At 57.5% G+C, this 11,416-nt stretch carries 14 protein-coding genes and 2 pseudogenes; 8 read left to right on the top strand and 8 right to left on the bottom strand.

Annotation, left to right across the window (positions count from 1 at the left end; all coding sequences use genetic code 11):
* The first annotated feature begins 50 nt into the window (after positions 1–50).
* The 3 genes and pseudogenes from IQ273_RS23885 to IQ273_RS23875 all read left to right on the top strand — a co-directional run.
* Positions 51–1,352 (top strand): valine--pyruvate transaminase, encoded by a 1,302-nt coding sequence (locus IQ273_RS23885; protein ID WP_194025650.1) that lies wholly within the window; start codon positions 51–53, stop codon positions 1,350–1,352.
* Positions 1,352–1,927, top strand: coding sequence for a ribosome maturation factor RimM (gene rimM / locus IQ273_RS23880; RefSeq protein WP_194025649.1), 576 nt, complete (start codon positions 1,352–1,354; stop codon positions 1,925–1,927). Before IQ273_RS23885 ends, rimM begins: the two co-directional genes overlap by 1 nt.
* A gap of 432 nt (positions 1,928–2,359) precedes the next feature.
* Positions 2,360–2,660 (top strand): annotated as a pseudogene (locus IQ273_RS23875) (neutral zinc metallopeptidase); the annotation flags it as partial.
* A 44-nt stretch (positions 2,661–2,704) separates the two neighbouring features.
* Here the strand turns inward: IQ273_RS23875 and IQ273_RS23870 are convergent.
* Positions 2,705–2,983, bottom strand: a complete 279-nt coding sequence (locus tag IQ273_RS23870; protein WP_194025648.1) for a hypothetical protein — start codon at positions 2,981–2,983, stop codon at positions 2,705–2,707.
* 17 nt (positions 2,984–3,000) lie between these two features.
* Here IQ273_RS23870 and IQ273_RS23865 point away from each other — a divergent pair, with 17 nt between their 5' ends.
* Complete coding sequence (locus IQ273_RS23865; RefSeq protein WP_194025647.1) at positions 3,001–5,565, top strand: DUF4912 domain-containing protein; 2,565 nt, start codon at positions 3,001–3,003, stop codon at positions 5,563–5,565.
* Positions 5,566–5,642: 77 nt separating this feature from the next.
* Entirely contained in the window at positions 5,643–6,170 is a 528-nt protein-coding gene (locus IQ273_RS23860; RefSeq protein ID WP_194025646.1) for a DUF937 domain-containing protein, read from the top strand.
* Positions 6,171–6,293: 123 nt separating this feature from the next.
* Here the strand turns inward: IQ273_RS23860 and IQ273_RS23855 are convergent, their stop codons facing one another.
* From IQ273_RS23855 to IQ273_RS23825, 7 genes are all read right to left on the bottom strand, one after another.
* Positions 6,294–6,920, bottom strand: coding sequence for an N-acetyltransferase (locus tag IQ273_RS23855; RefSeq protein WP_194025645.1), 627 nt, complete (start codon positions 6,918–6,920; stop codon positions 6,294–6,296).
* Positions 6,921–6,925: 5 nt separating this feature from the next.
* Positions 6,926–7,126, bottom strand: coding sequence for a hypothetical protein (locus tag IQ273_RS23850; RefSeq protein WP_194025644.1), 201 nt, complete (start codon positions 7,124–7,126; stop codon positions 6,926–6,928).
* A complete protein-coding gene (locus IQ273_RS23845) occupies positions 7,123–7,707 on the bottom strand; it encodes a TetR/AcrR family transcriptional regulator (RefSeq protein ID WP_194025643.1) in 585 nt (194 codons plus the stop codon). The genes IQ273_RS23850 and IQ273_RS23845 overlap by 4 nt, the downstream gene beginning before the upstream one ends.
* 75 nt (positions 7,708–7,782) lie before the next feature.
* On the bottom strand, positions 7,783–8,601 hold the full coding sequence (locus IQ273_RS23840) for a tetratricopeptide repeat protein (RefSeq protein ID WP_313898223.1): 819 nt from the start codon (positions 8,599–8,601) through the stop codon (positions 7,783–7,785).
* 135 nt (positions 8,602–8,736) lie between these two features.
* Positions 8,737–9,072 (bottom strand): hypothetical protein, encoded by a 336-nt coding sequence (locus IQ273_RS23835; protein WP_194025642.1) that lies wholly within the window; start codon positions 9,070–9,072, stop codon positions 8,737–8,739.
* Positions 9,073–9,080: 8 nt separating this feature from the next.
* Complete coding sequence (locus IQ273_RS23830) at positions 9,081–9,464, bottom strand: hypothetical protein (protein WP_194025641.1); 384 nt, start codon at positions 9,462–9,464, stop codon at positions 9,081–9,083.
* Positions 9,465–9,526: 62 nt separating this feature from the next.
* The gene (locus IQ273_RS23825) at positions 9,527–10,054 is read right to left on the bottom strand and encodes a gamma carbonic anhydrase family protein (protein WP_194025640.1); all 528 of its coding nucleotides are present in this window, start codon (positions 10,052–10,054) and stop codon (positions 9,527–9,529) included.
* 155 nt (positions 10,055–10,209) lie between these two features.
* Between IQ273_RS23825 and IQ273_RS23820 the strand changes: the two genes are divergently transcribed.
* From IQ273_RS23820 to IQ273_RS23810, 3 genes and pseudogenes are all read left to right on the top strand, one after another.
* Complete coding sequence (locus IQ273_RS23820) at positions 10,210–10,722, top strand: TIGR02652 family protein (protein ID WP_194025639.1); 513 nt, start codon at positions 10,210–10,212, stop codon at positions 10,720–10,722.
* Positions 10,723–10,738: 16 nt separating this feature from the next.
* Positions 10,739–11,191 carry a VOC family protein gene (locus IQ273_RS23815; RefSeq protein WP_194025638.1) on the top strand — a complete coding sequence of 151 codons (453 nt, stop codon included), beginning with the start codon at positions 10,739–10,741 and terminating at the stop codon, positions 11,189–11,191.
* Positions 11,178–11,416, top strand: a pseudogene (locus IQ273_RS23810) (hypothetical protein); the annotation flags it as partial. The gene IQ273_RS23815 and the pseudogene IQ273_RS23810, both read left to right, overlap by 14 nt.

The following is an 11,416-nucleotide window of genomic DNA, read 5'->3' as shown; positions in this document are numbered from 1 at the left end:
CATCCACCCCGCCCGCAGGGCCACTCATCCACCCTCACCCCTCACTCCCTATGACTCCTGAACTGACCCAATTCGGCGAGCAAATGTCTCATCTGACGGGCGTGCGCGCCATTATGAAAGACATTATTGAAACCTTGCAGGCGGGGCAGGGGCAGCCGTTCATCAACTTGAGCGCGGGCAATCCGGTGATTTTGCCCGAAATTGAGCAGCTCTGGCGCGACTGTACCCAGGAGCTGCTGGCTAGTGCTGAGTACGGTAATGTGGTGTGCCGCTACGGTACCAGTCAGGGCTATGAGCCGCTGATTACGGCGATTAAAGACGACTTTAATCGGCGCTACGGGCTGAATCTGAGCGATCGCCACATTCTAATTACCCCCGGCAGTCAGGCGCTGTACTTTTTGGCGGCCAATGCTTTTGGTGGCTATCATGCCACCGGGCGCATGAAAGACATCGTGCTGCCCCTTAGCCCCGACTATACGGGCTACGGCGGCATTTCGCTGGTGCCGGAGGCGGTGCGGGCCTACCGTCCCACTATTGAGGCGGATGAGGTGGCCCATCGGTTTCGCTATCGGCCCGACTTTAGCCAGCTTGCGATCGACGAAAATACTGGCTTTGTGCTGTTTTCGCGGCCCTGCAACCCCTCAGGTAATGTGCTTACGACTGAAGATGTCGAGCACATTGCCAGCCTCGCCGCCGTCCACAACGTGCCGGTGCTGGTGGACTCGGCCTACGCGCCGCCCTACCCGGCGCTCAACTTTACCGCGATGGAGCCGGTGTTTGGCGACAACATTCTGCACTGTATGAGCCTCTCGAAGGCGGGGCTGCCGGGCGAACGGCTGGGGGTGGCGATCGGCGATCCGGCCATGATTCAGGTGCTGGAGTGTTTTCAAACCAACTTTTGCATTCACTCGTCGCGCTACGGCCAGGCGATCGCGGCCCGAGCGATCGCCTCTGGCGAACTGGCCCGTCTGTCTGAGCAGGTGATTTGCCCCTACTACCAGGACAAGTTTGCGGTGCTCGAAGCCGCCCTAGACCAGGCCATGCCCTCAGATTTACCCTGGTACCTGCACCGGGGCGAGGGAGCCATCTTTGCCTGGCTGTGGTTTGACCAGCTGCCGATCGCCGACCAGGAGTTGTATAACCAGCTCAAGCAGCGGGGCGTGATTGTGGTGCCGGGCAATCCCTTCTTCCCTGGCCTGCGCCCAGAGCAGGGAGAACCCTGGCCCCACACCCGCCAGTGTCTGCGCTTGAGCCTGACCGCCAGCCGCGAAGACCTGGCCGAGGCGGCCATTCGCCTGGGCGCTCTAGTCTCTGAGGTATATCAAACAGCTACCGTGGCGGTACCAGCGTGATGGCAGCCAATACTGTGACCACCGACGACTGGGTTGAAATTGGCCGCATTGTTGCCCCTCAGGGGGTTAAAGGCGAGGTGCGGGTGTACCCCAGCAGCGACTTTCCCGAGCGGTTTCTCGAACCGGGCGATCGCTGGCTAAAGCGCCCCCGTAGCCTTACCCCTGAGCGGGTGGAGCTGGTGCGAGGGCGCTATATCGATGGCAAAGGGCTCTACGTAGTGCAAATTGCTGGGGTCGACAGCCGCGAGGAGGCCGAAGCCCTGCGAGATGCGGTGCTGATGGTGGCAGCGGGCGATCGCCCTACCCTAGCCCCCGAGGAGTTTTACGTCGCCGACCTGGTAGGGCTGCGGGTGATTGTGCAGGCCACCAGAGCCGAAATTGGCACGGTTACCGACATTTTTGCGGCAGGTAACGATCTCTTAGAAGTTACTTATTATTCTCCAGACGGAGAGAACTCACTCAACTCTAAGCCTCGTACTGTACTGGTACCCTTTGTGACAGCCATTGTGCCGGTGGTGAATTTAGCCCAGGGCTACGTCGAAATTAACCCTCCAACGGGGCTTTTAGATCCTTAAGCTTATGACTTTCTTATCTTTAAGTTCTATTGTTGGGCCAACGACCATAAATGGAACGACCAAATTGCCCCGGCTCTCCTTCGGAGGGTCGGGGTTTACTTATAGAGCTGCCGCTTACAATCATTCGATAGTCTCTAGTTTGCGTTGACAAGTGAGTTGGCCAATTCAAATGTAGGATGGGTTAGCGATAGCGTAACCCATGCGGGCGTTGGGTTACCCTGCGGGAAGCAAGCTACGTGCCTCAACCCAACCTACATCGACCTATATTTAATTACGCTTGCCTACGTACGCTACATCTTCTAAGCAAGAGGGCCTCTGTAATCTAGTACTCGACGGCTGAAATATGCCCACCATTCCGAATTGCTTGGCTCCCTGGCCCCCCTGCTCCCTGGCCCCCGGAGAATAGTATCTAAACTTGCGCCGCAGAGTACTAGCCGCACCCAGGCCAACGAACTCTCGGTGCGGCTAGTACTACAGGCCGATTGTTTTGCCGAAGTATGGGCTCACAATGCCCAAGTTTCGCGCCAGACTTTAGAAGAGGGCGACATAGAAGAATCCCTCAACGCTGCCAGCCGAATTGGCGGCGATCGCCTGCAACTGGAGGCCCAGGGCTACGTCACCCCCGACTCGTTTAACCCACGGATCGTCGCAGCAGCGGGTCGAATGGTTTTATCGTGGGATTGAAACCGGCGACATTAGTCAGTGCAATACCTTTGATGCAGCGCAGATCTAAACGTTCGGCGAAGCTGGTGTTTATGAATTTCTTATGTTTGTGTTTTAAGCTCCGGACATAAAAGACAACTGGCCTTGCCCCCTAGCCAGAAAAGCAAGTTTAGGCTCAATATCTGTGATTGGGCAGCGGCTCAATGGCAGAAAATACGTGCTGTTCTCGCCAGAGTTTTTCGGCAAAACAGCACGGCTATGAAATGGTTTTGCTGGCTTTAAGGAATTTCTAAACCGGCTTAATTCAGAATTAAACTGGTCTAAGCTGATGTATTGCAGGGCTTTGTTGCCAGCATTTTTTAACTGTTCTTTACGCCTTTTTTTACGTCTCAATATCCTGGTGCCTGCTTATGTTCAAACGCCATAGCGCTAACGCCCACCGTGCTACTACACCCTGGGGACACCCCCTGCTTTGGCTAGCCACTGCTCCCCTTCCCCTGTTGGTTACGGTTACCCTCGTATTCGAGCAGGACAGCGCTCTTTTGGCCCAGACCGCAAGTTCTCTGGAGGGGGTTGAAATTCCCACCTCACTGGAGTCAGGCAGCCAGCTCACTATTGACAGCTCAGAGGCGATGCGGCTGGTCAATGACGCTCTGCGATCGCGCTTCTCTAGCCTCTACGGCGATGCCAATGTGGAGGTCACCTACGGAAACGCCGACGATGCAATTCAGTTGTTAATCGATGGCGATACCAGCCTGGCTGCCGTGGGTCGCCCGCTCACCGATGCTGAAACCAGCGCTGGGCTACGCGAGGTGCCCGTGTCGCGCAGCAAAATCGCCATTTTGATCAGCCCCAACAATCCCTTTGCGGGCAGCCTCACCATCGACCAGTTTGCTCAAATCTTTCGCGGCGAAATTACTAACTGGGCCGAGGTTGGTGGCCAGGATGCCCCGATCGTACTGGTCGATCATCCCGAAACCAGCGATACTCGCCAGGCCTTTCGCAACTATCCGGTGTTTGAGGCGGCCCCCTTTCCCGCAGCTTCTAGCGCAACAACGCTAACCGAACCGAGCATTGACGAAATCGCCGCAGCCCTTGACGAAAACAGCATTAGCTATGGAGTCGCCGAGCAGGTCCTCAACAACCCGACGGTCAAAATCGTGCCTATGCACGACACCCTGCCCGACGACCAGCGATATCCCTTCTCGCAGCCGCTGTCCTACGTTTACAACACCGAGACGGCCAATCCGGCGGCACTGGTCTTTTTAGGCTTTGCCGTTAACCCCGACAACGAGGGGCTGATTGAGGCCGCTCGGGCCGCCGCGATCGCCACCCCTGAGGCCGAAACCGCCGCCGAGGTGACAGAGCCAACGCCTGAGGTTGAGCTGATCCCAGACCCAGACCCCGTTCCAGAAACGACCCCAGAAACCACTGACCCAATCGCGACAGCCCCAGCCCGTGGATTGCCCTGGTGGCCCTGGCTACTGGCCCTGCCCCTGCTGGGTGGCCTACTCTGGTGGCTGCTCAAAGACCGCGCCCCGATCGCGGCTCCCTGGGCGGCTGCCCCCCTGGCCGCTGATGCCAATCGCCGCATCATTCTCATCCCCCGCAACTGCCGTGACGCCTACGCCTACTGGGAGCTGCCCGAGGCCGAGGTCGAAGTCCTGCGCCAGCAAAACTGCTCGCTGGCGCTCAAGCTCCACGATGTCACCGACATTGCCGATGTCGATCGCCAGGCCCCTCACAGCACCTTCCCTTTTGCCTGCGACACAGTGGCCGTGGGCGATCTGCACCTGCCCATCGGTGTTGATAACCGCGATTACCTGGTCGAACTGGGCGACCTGGATACCGACGACACCTGGCACGCCCTGGCGCGATCGGCCCACGTGCGCGTACCCGCCTGCCCCAGCACTGTCACCCCTGCCGCACCGGGAATTGGAGCCGCTGCCGCCGCCGCCGCTAGCTTAGGGGTAGCAGGTGTAGGGGCCGCTAGCTTGGGGGCGGCTGAGTTAGGGGCCGCTGCAATGGCCCGTCCCGCTCAGACCACCGAGCCAGCGCGAGTTGTGCTCACCCCTCGCGACTGCAAAAATGCCTACGCCTACTGGGAACTGCCCCAGAGCACCGTAGACGATCTCAAAACAGGGTCGCGCGCCCTCAAAGCGCGGCTCTACGACGTGACCGAGCTGCCCGGCCGCGGCCACGGCCTCAACAGTCTGCAAGAATTCAATGCCCCCCTTGAAACACCGGGTGATTTGCACCTGCCCATTGCCATTGACGATCGCGACTACCTGCTCGAAATTGGCTATGTCGACAGTAACTACCAGTGGCAGGTCTTAGCCAAGTCTGCGTCAGTGCGGGTGCCTGCATGTACCGAAGCTGCCGCCGCTGAGGCTGCTCCGGTACATGCAGGCCTGGCCAGTTCCTGGAGCGGAGCGAGGTCAGCGGCAACCAGCATGGCTGGAGATGTGCATACCAAGGCGGCTGATCTGGCTGCCGGGACGGTCGCTGCCGTAGCCGGGGGAACCGCTGCGATCGCGGGCCTGGGCGTCGCCACTCCAAGCCTCTGGAACCGCACCACTGAGCCTGGCCCTCACCCAGCTGTCGATACCGTGCAGACGAGTGCTGCTGGCGTGGGGCGGCGCTCCGATATGGGCGTCGAGAGCAAGATAATTTTGGTACCCCGAACCGCCAATGCCGCCTACGCCTACTGGGAAACCGCCTCGGCCCACAAAGAAGCCCTGCAACAGGAGGGGGCGCGCGTGCTAGCCCTGCGCATCCACGATGCCACCAACCTGGAGCTTGACGATCAGCCCGCCCACGCCACCCAGGAGTACATTTTGCAGGCGAACGATACCGATCGCCACGTACCCATCCCAACACCCGATCGCGACTATGTCGCCGAACTGGGCTACCTCACCGACAGCGGTCAGTGGCTACAGCTGGTGCGATCGCTCCATGTGCGCATACCCGCCTGAGGGCTTTACCCAATCGCCCTAACTCCGGCTTTGCTTTTAGCTTGTTTGCAATTCTGCATTACTTGAAAGGAACCACCATGTCTCTCTTTTTCGACGTGCTTAGCTCGATCAATAACCCCAACCAGCAGGGCAGTATTGACCAACTCAGCTCGGTCATGACCTCGGTCCAAGATCTGGCCAGCAGCCAGGGCCTCAACAGCGATCAGGTCGGATCGCTGCTCAATGCTGTAGGTGGAGCACTCCAACCCACCCTCAAACAGCAGGCTTCCACCTTTGGAGCAGGCCAACTCGAAGGTATGCTCGGCAAGCTATCCGGAGCTGGGGGTGCCGCTGCCCTCACCTCAGCTATTCCGCTCCAGATGCAGCAGCAGTTGATTCAGGCCGTTGCGCAAAAAAGCGGTCTGAACGCAGGCATGATTCAAACCATGCTGCCCAAACTGCTGCCCGTAGCCCTGGGGTTGCTGGGTATGGGGGCGGCCAAACCCGGTGCACCCAGCGGCGGCAATCCGCTGCTAGGCGCGTTTCTCAACGCTGGGTCGCCCAGCACGACAGATCTAGGCACCCTCATGACGTTTGCCAGTCGCTTTTTGAATCCGCCTCAGTAGGCTGGCGCTCTTTGGCTAGCAACCTCTCCTACGCGCTGCCCTTGGGTAGCGCTTTTTTGTAATTTTCTTAGCGGCGGGGGAGGGACTGTAGACGCGACTCATCCCCTCATTCCCTTACCGCCCTCAACCCGGCTGCCGCTGTAGCGTCCAAAACGGGGGAGCCTGTTCGGCAAAGGGGCCGGTTTTCATAATTTCAAAGCCGTGGCGCTGGTAGAAGCGCACCGCGTCTGCGGTGGAGGTTTCGAGGTAGCAGGGCTGGCCGGTGGTGTTGCTGCCCTCCAGTCCTGGCTGCATCAGCTGGTGGCCAACACCCTGCCGCTGGTAACGGGGGCTGACCGCTAGCAACATCAGGTACCAATGGGGCATGGGCATGGCTTGTTTGTGGTAGCGATCGAGGGCCAGGGCAGCCTGCCAGCGAGATAAGTACTGCCAGGGCAGGCGAAAGGGCAGCTCGTATAGCCCAGCCAGCAGCAGGTCTACTAAATCGACCGACCGGCCTGGCGGCATCCAGATGCCCACCCCTTGCAGGGCTTGGTCATCGTCATTGATTAGGCCATAGGTGTGTCCGCCACTGCTGCCACAGATCAACAACATGCGAAAGAGATAGGTCATTAGCTTGGGGCGATCGCTGACATCGCCCGGCACCAGGTAGTTGAACAGCGGGTCGTCGGCAAAGGCGGCGCAGAGCAGCTCAGTCGCGTTATCAAACTGGGTTGGTTGCAGAACGGTTAGCGGCGATAGTGTTTCCATTGGGTTTACCAGAGTAGATCGTTGAGAAAGGCTGTCAATTTAACACCGTCAATTTTGACCAAGGTGGCCATCCATCGAATGGCGGCGCGGTCTCGTTCCAGACCGCACTGAACCAGCAGTTGCCATCCAGCCATCGTCAAAACCAGCCAGGGATAGATCTGGCGACGTCCGTAGCGCAGCCATACCCAGGGCGAACGCAACGTCATAGCTGTCCTCCAGGGAATTTCTCTAGGTAGGCGGTGAGCAGATCGGCCAAAAGCTCGGCTTGTTGGCGGTACGACACCAACTCTGGGTTTATCATGCGTTCAGAAATTAGGCCGTCAAATAGACAGAGGACGTGGGTGGCAATCAGGGGGTTGTCGATTTGTAGGGCAGCCATGATTTCGTCGCGCGATCGCACGCTTACCCGCTTCACTGCCTCATTCACTCGCGACGGCCCCACCCCCGCCTGCTGGTAAAAATCCATCATCAGCAAGTTCTGCTTGATGAAATAGTCTTCGTTGGTCTCTAAAAAATCGCCCAAAGCCAAAATGCGCTCCCGTAGGCTGCTCAGCCCTTCGATCTCCGCACTGGCGCGCAGTAAATCCTGCGTCGTCAATTCTTCAATTAGCTGCATAAACAAATCCTCCTTGCTGGGGAAGTAGTAGTACAGCGTGCCGGTAGAAACCCCTAGCGCTTTGGCAATCTGTCGGGTGGTCAGGCTGGCATAGCCGTGCTCGGCAAACAGGTCAAAGCACTGCTCCAGAAGCGTTTTGCGGTACTGGTCGTGGTCGACAACCTTAGGCATTTATTTTTAACTGAGCGCTCGTTATTTTTAAGATTAGCACAGTTTTTTTGGCCGTCAACTCTGCCCGGCTGGTCGCTACAGGTTCACAAACTTCTCCAGGGCGGCAACCATGGCTGGGGGCCAGCGGCGCACGGTGCTGACCCAGTCGAGGTCTTTGTAGCGGCGATCGAGGCCCATGACCGCGACCCAGTTGCTCTCGGCCTCGCCGCTCATGCCTTCGCCCCATAGAGCGGCGGTGAGGGCGGCGCGGGCGTCGGCAAAGCTGGGGTAGCGGCGGGTGAGGCTGCGAAACTGGCGAATCGCTTCGTCGGCGTTGCCGAGCTGGTACTCGGCCAGGGCGGCGTTGACGCGGGCAAAGGCAAATTTGGGGTCGAGATCGGCGGCTTTTTGGTAGTCAGCTAGAGCGGTTTCCCAGTGGCCTAGACCGGCCTGGGCGTTGCCCCGGTTGTTGTAGGCGGCGGCATCGTCGGGGTTGAGGGCGAGCACCTGGCTGTAGTCAGCGATCGCGTCTTCCCACCGCCCCAAACCTTCTAGCGCTGCCCCCCGGTTGAGATAAGGGTCGGGCTGCTCGGGGGCCAGGGCGATCGCCTGGTTGTAGTCTTCCAGGGCTTCGGTGAGCTTATTTTGGCTGACCCGCACATTGCCCCGGTTGCTCCACAGGGCGGCTTCGTCGGGCAGGTAGTCGATCAGCTCGCTCCAGTAGGTCTCGGCCTCGGTGAACTGCCCTTTTTGGGAGGCGGTGAAGGCTTTTTGGCGCAGGTCAGAAATCTCCTGTACCGTTTGGGGCGATAGCTCGGAGAGATCGGATTGCGCTTGGGCAGGAAAGCTCCAGCCTGTAATGCAAAGCAGACAGAGCAGGGCTGTTACCAGAGATCGAAGAACCAGATTTATCACGATGATCGGGGAAAGAATGCGGCGGGTGAAATATGGAAGAAATCAGCCAGTTTTTCAATGTGCTCAACGGTGGAATTGCGTTGACCATTGATAAGTTTAGGATAGTGAATTCGGTCTTAAAGGAAAGTTCATACCCTACTCATAGCGTGATTTTTTTGACTTGATCACTTCAATAACATCATCATGTTTTTGTCCTTCGATAACATCCTTTAAATGAATCTCCCCATTGATATACTGAACATGAATGCGCCAACCTGAAACCTTGTCAATGTCAGCTCGGTATATCGCCTGCTTGACGCCCTTTACTTTATGTAGCCTGGTTTTAGGAAACTTTCTCGTTCTGTGACATTCGCCATCCTCAAGCTCCGCTAAGGCATCCAAAAAACTAACCTTCAATTGATCGTTGGGCAGAATCCTCATCGCTTGATAGACAATTCCGTATTCATCACAAAGGGTAAGATTCTGCGCCATAGATGCACTTACAAAGCGGAAGCAGTTTCTGGACTATGATGAGCTATTTCTTGATATAAAGACTCTGCAATGCTTTGATATGCCTTAACGAGGTCATCATGCGCAACTACTCGAAAAAGTGTGAAAATAGCCTGGTCAAAAATAGGATCTTCGTCAACTGTCAGAATCGCTCTTAGATTTTTCGAAATTTTTAGCGTGTAGAGAGAAGATTCATACCCATTTAAACTGGCGAACAGAGGAAGGCGATGAAGCTTGCGGTAAACATAACTCTTTTGAGTTGGAAAAATGTCAGCGCACTGGTTGATTTTTTCAATAACCATCGCTTTTTCACCATGACCTAGCCTATTAAGATCCTGCTCAAACTTCTCGGTCGACTCGATCAGAATATCCACGATACAAACTGCCTGTCTATACTGGGCATCATTGCTATGCCTTTAGCATAACAATAAATGTTTTAGACAAACCCCAGGTCGTTGCTGTGTCCGGCGTGGGCTAGGGCGAGTTGGTGGTACTTTTGGGCGTGCTCCAGCAGTTCTAGGGCCTGCTGGTCAGAGACATCGCGCACGATTTTGCTGGGTACACCCATGACCAGCGATCGCGGCGGCACATCCTTGGTCACCACAGCCCCAGCCCCAATAATGCTGCCCGTTCCCACCCGCACCCCGTTGAGCACGATCGCCCCAATGCCAATCAGGCAGCCTCGCTCGATGTGGGCGCTGTGGATAACGGCCCGGTGGCCAACGGTGACGTAGTCACCGATAACGGTGGGCTGACCAGGGTCACCGTGGAGAATGGCCCCATCCTGCACGTTGCTGTAGGCCCCTACTTCAATCGATTCCACATCGCCGCGCAGCACGGCCCCGTACCAGATGTTGCAGCCCTCATGGAGCGTAATTTGGCCCATAATGGTGGCGTTAGGGGCCACAAAAGCGGCTTGAGACAGGTCGGGGCGAGGCCAGAGCGAGGTCAGCGCAGTATCCATAGCAAGCCAATTCTCCGATAAAGTTCCGAAAAAAATTAGCGGAATCCGTCAATGGGAGGCCCCAGCTACGGGGAGACCCGAGTTCTCAAAGGTATAATACGGCTACGGATATAGTGCAACTGCCCGCCCTTGAGGACACGTCTGGTTTCAGCCCAATGGTCAACTCCGCCTTGCAGTACCCCATCTATGGCCCAGAAATCCAGTGCCCTCACTGTCGTCAAACCATTCCGGCCCTGACGCTGACCGACACGTACCTGTGCACGCGTCACGGTGCCTTTGAGGCCAACCCCGACTCTAAAGAGCTAGTGCACTTGCAGTCGGGGCGGCACTGGCGACAGTGGGATGGCGAATGGTATCGCCAACACACTCACCCCGACGGCATTCGCTTTGAAATTCACGAGGCGCTCGATCGCCTCTATACCCAGGGCTACCGAGCCACGCGGGTGATTATTGCCGAGCGCTACCAGGAGTTGGTTAACGCCTACCTAGAGCGCAACTCGCCCTGGCGCGGGCAGGTTGAGACCTCAACGGCCCCCAAGCTCTACGGTTTGCCGGTGGAGTTTAGCCCCCCCGCTGAGACCGATCCTCGCTGGGCGGTGATTAACTTTAGCCTCGAAAAAGAGCCGGGCGTGCCGGTGCGCTATCCTTATTTTCGTCTCTTTGAATAGCCAAGCCGCCCGCCCGATGCTCCACCACGCATCAATTCGCACCCAGGACATTCACCGCGCGATCGCGTTTTACGAAGCCCTGGGGTTTACCGTCCACGAGCGCTTTACCGCTGGCATTACCCTGGCCTGCTGGATGGAGGGCCTGGGGGGACGGATTGAATTAATTCAGGTGCCCGAGCCCCGTCCTGCCGCCGATGCCTTCAGCGATGAGCACTACACCGGCTACTATCATCTATCCTTTGATTTGACCGAGGTGACCCCCAGCCTGCCCGACTGGCTGACAGAGGTGCGCCAGCGGTTTGTCGAAGAGCCTGACGCTGATGGTCATTCCAACGCTAGCCGCCTGAAGGTTTTGCTGGAGCCGCAGCAGCAGATCATCGGCGATCGCGTCTACGAGGTCGCCTTTTTAGCCGATGCCGACGGGCTGCCTTTGGAGTTTATTCGAGTGCTGGGCAATGTCCAATCCTGAAGGCCCCATTCCTGAAAAAATGGCCCCTTTTGCCGATAACTGGGCCTACCTGAAAACCGAGCTGGCCTGGCTCGATCGCCTGTTGATGGTGGCCGTATCGCGGCAAAAGCGCGAGCTGCAAGAGCTAGACGACTTTGCTCTCTCTGACCAGGATCGTGTCTCCCGCCATTGGTGGAAGGGGATTATTCACCTGACCGGACAGCCCAACTACGACCATGCCCGCCC

Origin of the sequence: Nodosilinea sp. LEGE 07298 (assembly GCF_015207265.1) — a bacterium.
Lineage (GTDB): Bacteria > Cyanobacteriota > Cyanobacteriia > Phormidesmidales > Phormidesmidaceae > Nodosilinea.
Note: the sequence above shows the minus strand (reverse complement) of the source record. Positions and strands in the feature narration are given on the sequence as shown.